Genomic DNA, 16,316 nt, shown 5'->3' on the forward strand with positions numbered 1-16,316 from the left:
CCATAACCTAAATTAATTGCATTTTATGAAACCATTTGTTTTTACGTTAATGCCATTCGATAAAAGCTATGACAATATTTATCAACTTGGAATAAAAGCCACTTGCGAAAAATTGGAAACCTATTGCGAACGAGTTGACGAACAAATATATCAAGAAAGCATATACGCCAGAATCGTAAATCAAATAGCCAAAGCAGACATTGTAATTGGCGATATGAGTGACCAAAATCCTAATGTTTTTTTTGAAATTGGCTATGCTAATGCATTAGAAAAAAAGATTATTTATTTAACATCAAAATCAACAGATATTCCATTTGATCTAAAACATTTTCGACATATCATTTACGATAAAAATGATATTTCCCAATTAAAGCAAAGATTGGAAAAAGATTTAGTTTTTTATCTCGACAACTTAGGAAAAAGCGCCGATGAACTTAAATTTGGCTTAAATCTATATATCCTCGGACAGCTCTTGGCAGAAGAACAGGTCACAGAGATATTTTTAGCGAAAAATGTAGATCAGATCCCACTAACCATAGAAAATATTTCGGGGAAAGTAATACCTGAAGAATCGATGCAAATTTCACTTCATGGCAACTTGAAGGATCATTTTCCAAATTTACAAGAGCCTTTAAAAAGAGTTTTTGTAGATTCCAAAATGAACGTAGGTTTCTCTGTGAATAACCTCACACCTCATTTCAATGAGGCACACGAAACTTATATACTTTGCAAAATCCCTCAGACAAATATAGATGACATCACATTGCATCTGTCAATTTATACGAATAATGGTAAGCGAAATTATACGATTAATTTCAAAGTGAAAAATGCTTGAATCTGGAAGCTTGTCAACAGTGCAAGGAAGTAATAGTTATCGAAAATTCTTCAAGGTAAAGCCCGGTTGCTTCGACTAAGTTGGCCAATGCTTTTCCAACGGTTCGCCTTGCATAGTCGTTCCAGTCTCAGGATTGAAAGCAACATAACCGCCTTCTGGCACGGGTGTTAATACTGCGTTTATTCTCTTTCTGTTTTGTTAGAATTATACTTACCCCCTTTCTCTTCCGAGGCCCTTAACAGTAAACCGGCTACCTCGCCCCTTTGTGCTTTCAACCGAAATAGTCCAGTTGTAATGCTCGCAGATACGCTGAACGATAGACAAACCCAGTCTGACTCTATCCGAGTTGTTGGGATTGTATACCGCGTATCCTTTGAATATTTGCGCTTGCATTACGGGATCGATACCCACACCGGTATCGGTAACGGTGAATTGATCGGGTTCCAGCGTCACCACCACACTGCCCCGCTCGGTGTAACGGAATGCATTGCGCACCAAATTGGCGACTAAGACGCTTAGGATACCGGAAGGCGCCGATACGGCTAACCGGTCATTCTCCTCGACAACAACTTCAACCGGCTTATTGCCCAGCCACACCCGTTGCTGCTCGATCACTTTGCGGACGATAGGCTCCATTTCATGCGTGCCAATATCCGTCGGCTCGTTATGCAACTGCGCTAATACTAAAAAAGTTTCGATCAGCTCGGACATCTCTCCGGCGGCGCGTTGAATGCGCTGAATCCGTTCATGTTCCGCCGCGGACAAATCCTTTTTAGTCGCCAGTACCTCTGCCGCCATGCTAATGCTGGTAACGGGTGTTCGTAACTCATGACTGACGTTGCTGGCAAACTCTTTCTCGCGGCTCAGCAGTTGCTGTAATTGCTGATGATAATGTTGCAGTTTGTGCGCCAGAACGCCTATCTCGTCATTGCCAAATTCGGATAAATCAAGAACCTCACCGGGTTGATTCTTAAACGCCATCACTTGATAGGCAAGCCGTCTGATGGGGCTAATCACATAATGCGCCATTCTCCAGCCAAAGATAAACGCGATCAGCAAGGTAATGAATGCACACAATCCAACGAGACGGATGAATTCAAGTTCACGCTTATGGATGCTGGTGTCGTCAAATTTGATCGCATAACGTGCATCACCGATATCCTCGACCAGCACGCGATAGTCCCGGCCATTGTATGTTACATCGTGAATGCCGCGAGGAAGCTTACGCAGGTATTCCGGAATGGTGTCCGTTTCGTCCGGCAGTGCGGAATAAATGACGATGGTTGAGCGTGAATGCGAGAATCCGGATTTCTGTGCGTCATTGCCTTGCTGCTGGAACCGTTTAAGCTCGGCATGCAGTATTTCATCGAGTATGTTGATTTCAATCGTTTTCAACGCAGCGACCAGACTCAAACCGAGTAACAGTGTGATCACGGTACCCAGTAATAGAAACGACAGTATAATGCTGCGGCTCAGCCGCTTAGTCTTCTGCATTCCTGTCCGTAATCTTGAACCCAAAACCGCGTACCGTATGCAAAAGTGGCTGATCAAACGGCCGGTCAATGAGCTGTCGAAGATTAAAAAGATGGGTTCGCAACACATCGCTGTCTGGCCGATGATCCTGCCAAACGACACGTTCCAATTCTTCCCTGGTAATGACGCGGTGCGGATTCTGCATCAGATACATGAGTAACCGGAATAATGACGAGCTGAGTTCTATCCGTTTGCCTGCGCGATAGACTTCGTGAGTGCTCGCATCGAGCGTGAGATCGCCGATCTGTAATCGTGAATCCGGCACACGGCCAATGCGTTCCGATAATACTTTGATCCGCGCTGCGAGCTCTTTCAAGGAAAAAGGCTTGACCAAGTAATCATCCGCACCTGATTCAAAACCTTGTAATTTATTCTCCAGTAAACCTCTGGCGGTCAACATGAGCACCGGAACTGAGCGGCGTGCATCATGGCGAATCCGGTAGCAGATATCAATGCCATCGATATCCGGCAACCCGAGATCCAGAATGATCACGCAATAATCTTTCGTAATAGCGAGATTCAATCCAGTCATACCGTCGCTGGCTATGTCGACTGAGTAGTTTAAGTTCTCCAGATAATCACGAATACTGGCAGCGATATCTTGGTTATCTTCTATGACAAGCACTTTCATGACGCATCCTTACCCAATAAAATCCAGAAGAATTAATTAGGGTCCCGCCAAGCAGCTTTGCATCGCCCAGCCAACGAAGGGCGGATTTGATAGTCCGCCCCCTGTACGCTGATTCTTAAGAAAATAACAACGAAATGTTACTGTAGATTGCTGCTATCTTTCTTTAGATTATCAAAGTACCGCTTAACGACCGTTTTGCCTGACAAGTTGTCGTGTTTGGTAAACACCATAAAATGAATGATACCGTGTAATACCATCGCAATCAGCAAACCTTCAAAAATACCCACTTTATAAACCAGCCCCGCGGTTAAAAAAGAAAGTACCACCGCATAAGGACCATAATGCGTCACATGCACCAATCCGGCAATCATTTTATACCCGGTAAACATCATGATCGCCGCCAGTGAGAACTTGGGCAAATAGTTAAGATAATGAGTATTGAAGGTAAAGAAGCAAACCACTGACCCAATGATCAAAACGGAAAACTTGGTCATTGCTCCGGCGAGCTTATTTGTCGTGCTTTTAGCTAAACCGTCCAGATTGGTCATGCCATGAAAGAAGCTGGACCCCAGATTGGCAATCCAGATGGCCAGCAAGCTATTATTGCTATTGGTTTTGCGCCGTAATGGATCGATTTTCTCTATCGCCGCATTACTCATGACTTGTTCGATCACGTCAACAATCGCCAGCATGGCACAAAACAGCACCATATAAGCCAGCATCAAGAAAGATACGTCCGCTTGCGGCAATGGTAAGCGCAAATGAAGATCGACATCTTGCACAGAAATCATCGGCACGCTGACAAACCGAGCCAGGATAACACCGCCGACAATGAGCACGAAATAGGGAATGGCAGGTTGCGTGTTCTTAAATCTGGAGAATAGCAATAAAAATACCGCAAGACCTGCACCTGAGATCGCTACCATTTGAATACGCGCACTATTCCAGAATTCTTCGGTAACCAGTGCATCTGAAATTTCATAAGTAAATTCCGAAAACTTCAGCAATATTTTTAATCCTACACCGGCCAGCAATCCTTCAACCAGATAAACCGGAACAGCAACCAGCAGATACCGTTGCCAATTGAATTTCCAGATAATTGCTTGCATGACCGCCGTCAGAAAAATACAAAATGCCATATTTTCCCAGCCAAAAGTAGCAACACCCATTGCCAGCACCGGCGCCAAACCCGCAGCGATACCCGGTGAACCGATGTAGTTACCTGGCTTGAACCAGGCATTAATCCAGCCAATGAAGGAAGCAAAAGCGACCGTCGCCAGCCCCACTTTGATTGGGTAATCAGACATGATCGCAATACCAACCGTTAGCGGAATCGCCATTGCGCCGGTAATGAAACCTGCGGCAGTATCGCGTAACAGGTATTGCGATTGAAAAGCGGCGGAACCGGCTTTCTTAGCTACAGTCGTTGTTTGTTCGCCAGGCAACAATTTCTCTATTGTTTGCGATTTCATAAACTGTTCCCCCCAATAAAATTAAATGACAATGAACAACAAGAGATTTAATGTTCGATACTCCATTGAGTAATTCTCCTATGACTTATTGCCGGTAATACACTCTATTACTTTGACAGTTTACTTATATCTTAATTGATGTAAAATTTTCATAAAATCTCTGTTAACGCTTTGTTAAGAAAACACCAAAATAGCTTGTTGCCTTCGGATATTCACGCATTCCTAACGACAAAGATATTTAGAAAGCAAGTCAGACTACAACAGCAACAGACGAATCACTCCATTGTTGCGGTACTTGTTCTGGGGTTGTGAACGATGCGCGCAGCGCTGAAACTGGCGCGATAGATGGTACGAATTTGCCCTGCAAACACCCTCACAACAATTGCAGGCGCCTTGAAAAGAGCATGACGCCCCTGAAATAATTGCCGCGCCTAATCGCTAAAAAACCGCTTCAACACTTGGATCATATAACCATGATCCTGCACACCGGCGCTTTCCCGCACGCTGTGCATGGCCCACATCGGGCAGCCGATGTCGACACTGCGGATACCCAGTTTGGCCGAGGCAATCGGGCCGATGGTGCTGCCGCATGGCAAGTCGCTGCGGTGCGAGTAGCGTTGATGGGGAACACCGGCTTCTTCGCACCACTGGATGAAATGTGCAATCGAGACACTTTCCGAGCTGTAGCGGCGGTTGGCGTTGGATTTGATCACCGGACCTTTGTTGACGAAAACCCGGTGATCGGCGTCATACGCGGCGGGAAAATTCGGCTGGTAGGCATGCGCCATGTCAGCGCTGATCAGAAAGCTCTGCGCCATTGCGCGCGCCGTGTCTTCGCGCTCCGCTGACGTCGCGATGCCAATGCGCTGCAACACGTCGGCCAGAAAACTGCCGCCCGCGCCGATGTGACTTTCACTGCCGATTTCCTCGTGGTCGAAAAACGCGCACACCAGCGTACTTTGCGCGGAATCCAGCACGGCATCGTCCAGCATGGCTTGCAATGCGGCGTGGCAGGAAGCCAGGTTGTCGATCTGGCTATCGGCGTAAAATTCCTCGTTCGCGCCCCATAATGCGCCCTTTTGCGTATCGTACACCGCCAGATCCCACGACCGCATTTGCGCAGCGTTAATGCCTGCCGCTTGTTCCAGCAGTTGCAAAAAGTAAGGTTTCGGTAGCTGGCCGCCAGTCAATTGCGCGAACAGCAGCGGCAATTCGTTCTGCTTGTGCAATTTCAAGCCGTCCTCGTTGACACCCCGATTCATGTGTATCGCCAGATTCGGCAAGCGCAGCAGCGGCCGGTCGAAGCGCACCCGCTTATAAGCGAGATTTCCTTGCTCGTCGATGTAACTGATCCGTCCAGCCAAACTCAGATCGCGGTCGGCAAAGGTCGCGAGAATCGGCCCGCCGTAAATTTCAACGCCAAGCCGGGCCAGACCGTCGTTCACGGTCGCCGCATTCGGCCGGATGCGGAATCCCGGCGAATCGGTATGCGCGCCGACGATCTTGAACCCCGATTCGGCGGGTGCTTTGTGTCCCACCACAAACAGCACAATCGACGAATCGTCGCGCACCACGTAATAGCGCCCGCCCGCTTGCAATGACCATTTGGCGGTTTCATCGAGGCGCACGAACTGAAACTTTTGAATCGCCGCCTCGACCGTAGCCACCGCATGCCAGGGACTTGGGCTTTGGTCAATGAAATCCAGCAAATGCTGCACGTGTTGTTTGGCTGTCATGATTGGTATTTTTTCTCAATGATTTATTCAGGGTTTCTGTTGCGGGAAAAATATACGGAAAGGCGCAGACTCCGTCAATGATGCTGCTGCACAATCCAATAGATCAGATTTTCACACCGCGCAAAGCAGAAAATAAAAGGTGATTCCACCTCTCAGGCACACACATGACCGTACGGCATTGATGATAAAATCCCGGCAACCCATTTAATCACACTGTTCAGCAAAGGAACCGCTGCGTGCGCCGCTTTCAAAATAAACTGTTCTTACCGCATTTCCAATTTTTCTGTTGTTTGTTTCTTCTGTTCAATCCATCGATTACCCTCGCATTGATCGCGGATGCGAAAGAAATCGAACGGCAACTCGCAAAACCCGCGTCGCTTTCGTTGAGCAAAAACGGGCTTGCCGACTTGCAGCGATTCTATGCCACGCGGAATTCTCAGCCGGTATGGGTCACAAACCCGGTGTCGTCTTTGCTTGAAACGGCGTTAACGTTCATCGCAAATGCGGAAACCGAAGGGCTGGATAGCGAAGACTATCAACTGCAACATTTGCAGCAATTGCAGCATCACGCCGGGCAGTCTTCATCCGCAGCAGCCGAGCTGGAAGTGCTGACGACGCATGCAGTGCTGATGCTGGCGCGGGATTTGGCGCGCGGTCACTTGACGGCCGCTGCGGCTGACAAGGATTGGCACATTCCACAACGCACTTTCGATGCCGTCGCGTTCTTGCAGGAAGCGCTCAAGAAAGACCGTTTGCAACCCGCATTCGATGAGTTATCCCCGAAGAATCCCAGTTATCAGTCGCTCAAGCAGACATTGGCGCACTATCGCCAGCTTGCCGGCAATCACACCGAATGGGTTCATATTCCCACTTCACCTTCGATACGGCCGGGCGACACACACCCGCACATTCCCTTGATCCGGCAGCGCATGGTGCAAGCGTATGCGGCCGATGGCGTTGCCGAATATCACATCGCCGCCAGCGGGAACCAGCACTACGATCACGAGCTGGTGACAGCGGTCAAGGCGTTTCAAGCGCAACATGGCTTGAACAGCGACGGCGTGATCGGTAAGAACACGCTCCGCGCCATGAACCGGCCGCTGACCTGGAAAATCCGCCAGCTGCGCATCAACATGGAGCGCTTGCGCTGGCTGCCGAGAAATCTGGGTGCGCGCTACTTGCTGGTCAATACCGCCGGTTTCAAGCTTTCCGCGTTTGAAAACGACGAGCAAGTTCTGGATATGCGCATCATCGTTGGGCGCGATTATCGCAGCACGCCCAGTTTCAACGGCGCGCTGTCGCATATGGTGCTGAATCCTTATTGGAATGTTCCGGTCAGTATCGCCACCAAGGATTTATTGCCGAAGCAGCAGAGCGACCCGATGTTCTTCACGCAGGGCGGCTTCAAGATTTATCCCGGCAATAACCGCAACGCCGAAGCCATCGACCCGGAAACGATCGATTGGCATAAACTCAAGCGAGGATTTCCTTATTTCTTGCGCCAGGATCCCGGCAAACACAACGCGCTGGGCAGGATCAAGTTCATGTTCGCCAATTCTTTCGACATTTATCTGCACGATACGCCGTCCAAATCGCTGTTCCAGAGAGATATCCGCACGTTCAGCTCCGGCTGCATCCGGCTGGAGAAACCACTGGAATTGGCCGCTTTTGCTTTGAATCAAGAGAACTTACCGGAAAAATTTGTCGAGGATTTGGACAGCGAGAAGACCATCACCAAGCATTTACCTAAACCACTGCCGATTTACTTAGTGTATATTACGGCCTGGGTTGATGAACCAAGCAAATTGGTGCAGTTTTACCCCGATATTTATGACCGAGATTCCAACGCTTTGCGTTATGCTCGCTGGTAGCAATTGATTATTCGCACACATTCGCAAGATTTTCAGGGAGAAAACAGCCGATGATACGAGGTTTCTTCAATCAAGCTAACTTATCAGAATTATCAGAAACTACCCAACAACCCGAATTAAGCCGCCGCCGTTTTTTACGTGCAGGATTAGGTGCTTGCGCCGCACTGGCGCTACCGATGGGCGCATCGACTGCGCATGCGGCGATCAGAAGACCGTTCGAGAAAAAGCTGAGTTTTCTGAATTTACACACCGGCGAACGCACGCACGCAACCTTCTGGGCCAATGGACGTTATATCCCGGAAAGTATGCGCGCTATCAATTATGTGCTGCGCGATCACCGCACCGGCGACCGCCGCTCGATAGATCCCCAGCTTTTTGACCTGCTTTACCTGCTGCAACACAAACTAGGCACCAAACAAGAATTCCATGTCATCTCCGCGTACCGCTCCCCCGCCACCAACGCCAAACTGGCCGAACAAAGCGGCGGCGTCGCCAAAAACAGCATGCATACGCACGGCAAAGCCATCGATATCCGCTTGCCCGGTCGTAAACTCTCCGATATCCGCTCTGCTGCCATGTCGCTGCAAGCCGGTGGCGTCGGTTATTATCCTTCTTCCAACTTTATTCACTTGGATACGGGAAATTTCCGTTACTGGTAACGGATTGAATAATCTTTTTAGTGGCTGGAGCCAGTGTGCCGATTGGCCCACTTATTCAGGGCCACCACTAACAGATTCATATTGACGGGTTTGGCAAGAAAATCATCCATACCTGCGGCAAAGCAGCGCTGACGGTTATCCTCGAAGGCATTTGCAGTCAAGGCAATGATAGGCAGGTGTGCTTTTCCGGTTTCCCGTTCCCATTGACGGATTTTCTCCGTCGCTTGATACCCGTTCATCACCGGCATTTCGCAATCCATCAGCACAAGCGCCGGTTGCATTCCCTGCATGACCGCATTAACCGCTTCCTGGCCATTCTCAACAACTTTGCAGCGGAATCCTTGTTTCTCCAGTAAAGCAACGATGACCGTGCGGCTGATCGCATTATCCTCAGCCACCAAAATCACCCCGGCTTGCGGAGAAGCTGTTCTTACCGGTACTTCACCGGTAATGCGAGTATCGCTCGCGGCAGGATTGCTTGCATCACCAGCGCTGGCCGGGGTAGCACGGACCCGGAACCATATTCTCGCGCCCTTACCTTCCTGACTTTCGACACCAACACTGCCTCCCAGCAATTGTGCCAAGTGGTGCACGATGGACAAACCAAGACCGGTACCGCCGTATTGACGAGTGGTCGAGGCATCCACTTGGGAAAACGGTTTAAATAATTTATCGTGCTTGTCCGCGGGAATGCCAATGCCGCTATCGGTCACCGTAAACTCCAGCAAAGTTTCCGCGGATGCATTTCTAAGTTCGCGTGCTTCGATACGCACAAAACCTTGCGGCGTGAACTTGATGGCATTGTTGACCAGATTGGCCAGCATTTGGCTTATTCTGAACGAGTCCGAGCAGTAGCGCATTTGCGGCTCTCCGTGCCATGACACATCGAGTGCCAGTCCCTTCATATTCGCGCTCTCGGCAAATAGCGCCGCCGTCTCCAGCAGCAGTTGCCCGGGATCAAAAACATGATTTTCCAATTTGATCTGTCCGGCCTCGATTTTGGACAAGTCAAGGATATCATTGAGTATGACCAGCAAATTGTTTCCGGAAGTGATGATCACCCGGGCATAGTCCAATCGCTCGTTATCGTTGATGTCCGGCATTTGCAGCAGGTAGGCCATACCCAGAATGCCATTCAGCGGCGTCCGGATTTCATGTGACATCGTGGCCAGAAACTGGCTCTTGGCTAAATTCGCCGATTCTGCCGCGACCATAGCCTGCCGGAGCGCTTCGCTGTTCGCACGCAATTGCGCCGTCTGCTCATCGACGGTTTCCTGAATCAGCAGGGTCCGGCCCGTGGTGACTAGCATCAGCATTTGCAGCATGCTCGCCACGAGCAACCCGGCGAAGCACAGCGTCCACGCCTGCCATGGCCGGTGCGCACTCAACCATTTCGCGTCCGGGAAAATGACTAATTCCCAGCTGCGATCGGCCATCATCAGCGTTGTCCGCCAATCGAAACGAGGATCTATTGAAACCCCTGGCGCTGAACTGAACAACAATTGACTATCGCGTTGCCCGGCAGAATCGCTCAATTGAAACACAATACCTGACGTTGCGATGCTGCCGGTAGCGGATTTGACCATATCGGGAATTTTCAATGCCCCCACCACAAAACCGATAAATTCCGCTGCATGTTCCGGGCCGCTCTGATCAAAATTCTGGCGGTAAGCGGGATGCAGTACCAATATGCCGGCTTTATTATGTTGATCCTGCACCAGATTGATCAAACCAGTGGCCGCTGGCTGACTGGAATGCCGGGCGCGGTCAATGGCTTCCGCCCGGACGGGATTGGAATAAATGTCGTAACCGATCGCTCTTAGATTGCTTCCAAGCGGCGTGATATAGGTCACAACGATATATTCCGGACGCTTGCTAGCAACGGTTATTTCGCCCTGCGCGTCCATTTCGGTTATGTGGAACGGTTTCCCGGGAACACTTCCGGATTGAGTCTGCTCGAACTGTTGCCGATCCCGGTCACGCACAAAATAATTGTAGCTTAGTCCTGCAATACCATGAGATTCCTGCAATATTTCTTGCGTAAAATAATCGAATTGCTGGTAGCTCATAGCCGGATTTAACTCGGCCAAACGCCGCAATGCCGATAGCGTTTCGTTGTAGGCGTTGAAACGCTCCTGTAACAGGAAAGCAATGTTTTGCCCGATGCTTTGAATTTCGGCGTGCTGTTGTCTATTTTCGAGTCTCGATGTGCTAACGAATCCGGTCACGATCAGCACCACCAGAATCAGCATAATGGGTGCAATGACGATCTTCCGCGTTTTCCAGCAGGATTGCTTGCCGAAGAAAGCCAGCAACAGCGGCGCAAAAACGAGCACCCCGAAAGTATCGCCAGCCCACCAGTTCCACCACGACCAAGTGATATCGTCGGCATGGATAGCACCGGAAAAAAACAGTGTCAGATGCGCGATACTGACCGAAATCACGCAAGACAACGGGCCGCCCAGCAGAAAAAAAGCGAAGATCTCTTGTTCCCGCATCAAAGTTTGCCAGCGGTCCTTGATATACCGGCGCACGAGCCAAGCCCCAATGGCCGCTTGCAGCATCGCACCCATGCCTAAGAACGCAGCGATCAGGATGCTATCCTGCGTGAAAGCGTTATGATTCCATGCAACCCAGACATTGAGTCCCATCGAACCGACCCAGATGCCCGGTAACACGCGGTAACCCAACACCAGTGTCAGCGCCAGCGCCAAGCCAGCGGCGGGAAACACCGGACTCGCATAACCCGGCGGAATCGCGAGCAACAACCCCAGGAAGCCTAACAGGGCATAACCGGTAGCCGCAAATGCATTGTGCCGTATGATCTTCAAAGACACTCCAGTTGATGTTCGGGTCTGATCCAGCATGCAAATAAAATTGGTTATAGAAGAGGATTGATCCGGCCGATAGCGGATTAAGCTGCACTAACGTTGTGATTATATGCGGAATCGTACTCCGGAATTCGTTTTTCTGATTCCGGAGGCAATGACAAGCTTCAGAAGGTATTCTTTGTAACAACCGGTAGCCGGTTGACGGACTATTGTTCAGGCTACCGGGTGAATCCTAGCCGATCGTGATTTCGTGAGTACGAGACCGGCTTGAAGTGATCGCTCATGACACAGTCCATTCTTGGCGGCATGAGCGATACATCCACAATCACATTTGCGATTGCAAATAATTCTGTAGCCCTACCCGGTTGATCAATCCCAATTGCTGCTCCAGCCAATGCGCATGATCTTCCTCGGTTTCGGCCAATAGGTTCTCGAGAATTTCCCGCGTTTGGTAATCGCGTTCCTGTTCGCAAATCGCGATGGCATCGCGTAACGCGCTGATCACCGAACGCTCCAACGTCAGATCGTTCTGCAGCATTTCCGGCACATCCCGGCCAATCCGCAAGGGGCTGCGGTTACCGATCACTGGCACGCCTTCGAGCAGCAAAATCCGTTTGATCAAATGATCGGCATGCTGTTTTTCATCGTTCATTTCGTGATCGATGCGTTCATACAGCTTGTTGAATCCCCAATCTTCGTACATGCGCGAATGGGCGAAATATTGATCTATGGCCGTCAGTTCCTCGGCCAGCAGTTTATTCAGCAAATCGATAATTTTTGGATTGCCTTTCATGATGGTGCTCCTCTACGCTATTGGGTGACAGGCAGCTCTTGACAGATTTCGCAGCGCACAAGAGCCGTGATGTATTTTGCAAACACCCGGCATTATACGAGCCAAAAACTACAAAAACAACAACAAATTATTGATTAAAAACGATAATAATTCTTGATACCGTTATCATTATGTATATGTGAATGGCAAGGGAAGCAGCAGGAACTTGGCCAGTAATTATGCACCGCGATTCAAAGAAACTGACCGGATTCAAAAACGGGCACGCCACAAATCCCATATGGTCGACGCCTGCCCGGGAAACACGGCTCACATCCAACGCAAAACTTAGCGGCAATATTCGGCCGTCTCCACGACCCGCTCGATTTGATACGGTGAGCCAGGACTGAGAATATACTCACTCGCGCCGACACGGCTTGCCGGATTACCCCAATCGTAGGTGTAACCTAAGCCAGTCCATGGCACGCCGGGGCGGTAGCGGAAATCGTTGAAATAGAGATTCTTGTAGAAAACCGGATAATCGGCGATATTCTTCACCGTTGGAACTTTGTCTTCGGCAAATTTGAGCTGACAACTGCCATCGTCAATCTCCGGATCGACACAAGGCCGGAACACATCCGCCGGATCGACCCACAACTCGATAAACACATCGTAATTCCAATCGGGATTAAGTCCCAGATATTGTTTCAAGCGTTGATTGAGATCCCCATGCGGATTATTCTTGACGAAATCCTGGCAAAACGCCTGCAACTGTGGCGCCGCCGTCACCCAAGTCACATACTTCTCCTGCGGCGCAGTATACGTCTGGTTCTTATAGTTCGATTCATAGGAAGATTTGCTCTTCCAGCTCACCACCAGCACCTTGCCGTCCTTCCATTGCAACGCTTGATTCGCTGAATTGATGGCGAACAACCGGTCGCTGATTTCGTTCGATTCGGCAACTGCCGCGTCGTCGACTGCACGGGTGTAGGCGATTGTGGTGTCTTGCCGGAGTGTTGCGCAACCGGATAAGACGACAATGGCGGCAATGAAAGTGGCGTGTTTAAACATGATCAAACCTCACTAATTGGTGTGTATTCAAAATGAGATGGATCAGGAATATATGGGAGTGCAATAATTTTCTCAGATGTACAGACATCATAAACAAATGAATTACCGTCACTCACAAGTATTAATCTTAAATCAGGATTTAAAAATTCAATCTTTTGGGCGCAGATAAATGGAAAAATTTTTCCTTTGTATGAAACTTCGACATCTTTCTGATCGCTTGGAAAAAAGAGCCCATTATTATGTTGAGTATTTCGAATATAACTATAGAATCTCAAAAACTCTGCCCATTGTTGGAGGTTAAGTGTTTTTAAAATCGACTCCTTTAGCTCCCAAAAGTTTTGGGGTGAATTTTTAGCTGACACACGTAGAATTTGTCGCAAAAAAGCTTCAATTACGCTGAAATATGCATGATTCATTTCTATTGCGATAAAGTGAATAAACGAATTGACTCGTTGAATGAATTCATCATTCGTTAAACCAGAAAACATACTAGCTTTGATCTCTTCGGAATTCAGTGAGAAATGTGAATACTCAAAACCCATTTTTGCTCGATCAAGAATCCCAAATAATTGGGTAAAAACTGTCAAGCGCCTATCTGAGGATTGGATGTTATGAATTTTTGAGAAGATGATCTGATGATTTGCATTTAATCGCTCTTGTAAATGTTCTATCTCTCTTATTATGGTAATAATCTCACTATTCATTACTTGCTCAATATTTGATAATTTTAGGTTTTGCCAAGAAGAGAAATTAAATTGTGTTGATGTTACAAAAGTGATCACACGCTATTTTGAAATAGATGATACTACCTGCGATGCTTCCAATAATCCGGATCACGGTGCAAGTTCATAATGGCTAGAATGAACAATCCATTGGGCTCGATCGAATACAAAACACCGTACGGAAAGCGTCTGACCAGACAACGCCGGATATCACCTTCCAAAACAGGCCATGAGTTTGGATAAATAATCGAGCGTTGTATCGTTGCATATACTTCGATGGCGAAATCATAACCAAGTCCGGTTTCAATCTCCTCGTAGTAGTCGATCGCTTGATTAAATTCGCTTTCCGCATCAGGGTGAAACCAGTAATTCATTTTTGAAAGCGTTGCCAGATCCTGTCAAAGACTTGGTTGCCCGGTATCGCTGTACTGTCAGTTCCGGAACGCATTTCCATCAAGCGTTGTTGAGCAGCTGTGATCCATTTTTTGTCGATTTCGGATTCAGGTTGGTTGAGACTGCGAAGCAGTGAATCAATGATCATCACACGTTCTTCTACTGGAAGTGCAGTAATCTCTTCGATCATTTTTTTTGAATTCATCGTTATACCCCCTGCAAATCAGATACCAGATACATAATTCACGCAATAATAACATCCAAACTGCTGACGCTAACTGCTATCCTGAACCGCTGCCTGATGTGGCTATCATCCTGCTGCAGAAAATCTTCCACAATCTCTTTTCGTAGTTGGCTGAAATAATGAAAATGGAGCCAGAAACTATCCGAACAGCCTCTGACTCCACCCGATTCAAAAACGAAAACCTATCCGCGTGTTCTGGCAACGCGCAATCCTAGCAAACCCAAACCGGCGAGCAGCATAGCCCATACACCGGGTTCCGGTACTGGGTTGATGTAGAAATCGTCGATGAAATAGCGGTCACGGCCGCCGGTGGATGGAAAAATGTAATTGAGTCCGACAAAGCCATCGATCGGGTCCGTCGATACGATGCCGACAAACCCCGAGGTTGTGTTGCCAACCGGAACGACTGTCGATCCGTTCAATTCGATGGAACCCATGCCGCCGCTGATGTAGTTAAAAGCAAAAGCGTGCACCGGATTGGTGAAGTGGCCGCCGACTGCCGCGACAAAATTCGGCGCGGCAACGCCGCCGGTATCGGTGATGCCGTCGCTGTTATGAAACACGCTGGAACTGCAACTTGCCAATCCGAGGTCGCAGGTGCCGAACGTAACCGCCGAGCTAAAGCTGCCGCCGTTGACGGTCAGCGCCGGAGATCCGGCAAAGTCGATGTAGTTGGTTGTTGCTCCGACCGCTGCCAAATAATCGGCTTGCGAGGTATACAGCGTCACCGCGGCATGCGCCGAGGTACCGCCGACTAAACACAACATCAAGGATGCATTGACGAGTGATTTTTTCATTGAAACACTCCTTATGGAAGTTTTTAAAAATAAACACTTTGTTGCGAGAAGTTAATGTAGCGAAAGAAGAATGTGGAGTCAAACCTGGTAGCGAAAAACGCCATTAATAAATCGCACCATACTGATCCCGGTAGCGTTGCACCGCCTGCAAGTGCTGCGCCAGTTCCGGATGATGATGCAAATAAGCGACCAAATCGTCCAGATCAATGATCGGCGTGACTGTCAGACCGTGCGTCTGCTGCACTTCCTGCACCGCCGAAAGCTCACCGGTACCGCGCTCCATGCGGTCGAGCGCGATCACGACACCGCCGGGTGTTGCGCTTGCAGTTTTGATCAGTTCGACCGATTCGCGCACCGAGGTACCGGCGGAAATAACGTCGTCGACGATCAACACCCGGCCTTGCATCGGCGCGCCGACCAGCACGCCGCCTTCGCCATGATCCTTGGCTTCCTTGCGGTTGAAACAAAATGGATAGTTCTTGTCCATTTCAGCTAGCGCGATAGCGATGGTGCTGACCAATGGAATACCTTTATAAGCGGGACCGAACAGGGTATCGAACGGAAGCTCGGCATCGACGATCGCTTTGGCGTAAAATTGCCCGAGTTTGCGTAAGGCATCGCCATCGTTGAAGAGTCCTGCGTTAAAAAAATACGGCGACATGCGCCCCGCTTTGGTTTTAAATTCGCCAAAACACAGCACGTTGCGCTCGATGGCGAATTGAATGAAGGCTTGCCGGAAATCGGACATACAC

15 protein-coding genes are annotated in these 16,316 nt (G+C 48.9%); 3 read left to right on the forward strand and 12 right to left on the reverse strand.

Annotation, left to right across the window (positions count from 1 at the left end):
- Positions 1-25 precede the first annotated feature (25 nt).
- Positions 26-835 (forward strand): nucleoside 2-deoxyribosyltransferase, encoded by an 810-nt coding sequence (locus BLU57_RS05025; RefSeq protein ID WP_090317234.1) that lies wholly within the window; start codon positions 26-28, stop codon positions 833-835.
- Positions 836-1,045: 210 nt separating this feature from the next.
- Here the strand turns inward: BLU57_RS05025 and BLU57_RS05035 are convergent, their stop codons facing one another.
- The 4 genes from BLU57_RS05035 to BLU57_RS05050 form a co-directional block, all read right to left on the reverse strand.
- Positions 1,046-2,329 (reverse strand): sensor histidine kinase, encoded by a 1,284-nt coding sequence (locus BLU57_RS05035; RefSeq protein WP_090317237.1) that lies wholly within the window; start codon positions 2,327-2,329, stop codon positions 1,046-1,048.
- On the reverse strand, positions 2,316-2,999 hold the full coding sequence (locus BLU57_RS05040) for a response regulator transcription factor (protein ID WP_090317240.1): 684 nt from the start codon (positions 2,997-2,999) through the stop codon (positions 2,316-2,318). Before BLU57_RS05040 ends, BLU57_RS05035 begins: the two co-directional genes overlap by 14 nt.
- A gap of 137 nt (positions 3,000-3,136) precedes the next feature.
- Positions 3,137-4,471 (reverse strand): SulP family inorganic anion transporter, encoded by a 1,335-nt coding sequence (locus BLU57_RS05045; protein WP_090317243.1) that lies wholly within the window; start codon positions 4,469-4,471, stop codon positions 3,137-3,139.
- A gap of 431 nt (positions 4,472-4,902) precedes the next feature.
- A complete protein-coding gene (locus BLU57_RS05050) occupies positions 4,903-6,207 on the reverse strand; it encodes a M18 family aminopeptidase (RefSeq protein ID WP_090317246.1) in 1,305 nt (434 codons plus the stop codon).
- 236 nt (positions 6,208-6,443) lie between these two features.
- Here BLU57_RS05050 and BLU57_RS05055 point away from each other — a divergent pair, with 236 nt between their 5' ends.
- Together BLU57_RS05055 and BLU57_RS05060 are read left to right on the forward strand one after the other, a co-directional pair.
- Positions 6,444-8,078: a L,D-transpeptidase family protein gene (locus BLU57_RS05055; RefSeq protein ID WP_090317249.1), complete on the forward strand. Its 1,635-nt coding sequence runs from the start codon at positions 6,444-6,446 to the stop codon at positions 8,076-8,078.
- Positions 8,079-8,128: 50 nt separating this feature from the next.
- The gene (locus BLU57_RS05060) at positions 8,129-8,737 is read left to right on the forward strand and encodes a peptidoglycan L,D-endopeptidase MepK (RefSeq protein ID WP_090317252.1); all 609 of its coding nucleotides are present in this window, start codon (positions 8,129-8,131) and stop codon (positions 8,735-8,737) included.
- 17 nt (positions 8,738-8,754) lie between these two features.
- Here BLU57_RS05060 and BLU57_RS05065 read toward each other — a convergent pair whose 3' ends face one another.
- The 8 genes from BLU57_RS05065 to pyrE form a co-directional block, all read right to left on the reverse strand.
- A complete protein-coding gene (locus tag BLU57_RS05065) occupies positions 8,755-11,568 on the reverse strand; it encodes a CHASE domain-containing protein (RefSeq protein WP_176776367.1) in 2,814 nt (937 codons plus the stop codon).
- Positions 11,569-11,893: 325 nt separating this feature from the next.
- Positions 11,894-12,361 carry a bacterioferritin gene (gene bfr, locus BLU57_RS05070; protein ID WP_090317259.1) on the reverse strand — a complete coding sequence of 156 codons (468 nt, stop codon included), beginning with the start codon at positions 12,359-12,361 and terminating at the stop codon, positions 11,894-11,896.
- Positions 12,362-12,685: 324 nt separating this feature from the next.
- Positions 12,686-13,408, reverse strand: a complete 723-nt coding sequence (locus tag BLU57_RS05075) for a hypothetical protein (protein WP_090317264.1) — start codon at positions 13,406-13,408, stop codon at positions 12,686-12,688.
- A 2-nt stretch (positions 13,409-13,410) separates the two neighbouring features.
- Complete coding sequence (locus BLU57_RS05080) at positions 13,411-14,190, reverse strand: hypothetical protein (protein ID WP_143065035.1); 780 nt, start codon at positions 14,188-14,190, stop codon at positions 13,411-13,413.
- A 23-nt stretch (positions 14,191-14,213) separates the two neighbouring features.
- Complete coding sequence (locus tag BLU57_RS05085) at positions 14,214-14,504, reverse strand: plasmid stabilization protein (RefSeq protein ID WP_090317270.1); 291 nt, start codon at positions 14,502-14,504, stop codon at positions 14,214-14,216.
- Positions 14,501-14,728, reverse strand: a complete 228-nt coding sequence (locus BLU57_RS05090; RefSeq protein ID WP_090317273.1) for an addiction module protein — start codon at positions 14,726-14,728, stop codon at positions 14,501-14,503. The genes BLU57_RS05085 and BLU57_RS05090 overlap by 4 nt, the downstream gene beginning before the upstream one ends.
- A 221-nt stretch (positions 14,729-14,949) precedes the next feature.
- Entirely contained in the window at positions 14,950-15,564 is a 615-nt protein-coding gene (locus BLU57_RS05095; RefSeq protein ID WP_090317276.1) for a PEP-CTERM sorting domain-containing protein, read from the reverse strand.
- A 103-nt stretch (positions 15,565-15,667) separates the two neighbouring features.
- A complete protein-coding gene (pyrE, locus tag BLU57_RS05100) occupies positions 15,668-16,312 on the reverse strand; it encodes an orotate phosphoribosyltransferase (protein WP_090317279.1) in 645 nt (214 codons plus the stop codon).
- Positions 16,313-16,316: the final 4 nt, after the last annotated feature.

Origin of the sequence: Nitrosomonas oligotropha (genome assembly GCF_900106555.1) — a bacterium.
GTDB classification, from domain to species: domain Bacteria; phylum Pseudomonadota; class Gammaproteobacteria; order Burkholderiales; family Nitrosomonadaceae; genus Nitrosomonas; species Nitrosomonas oligotropha_A.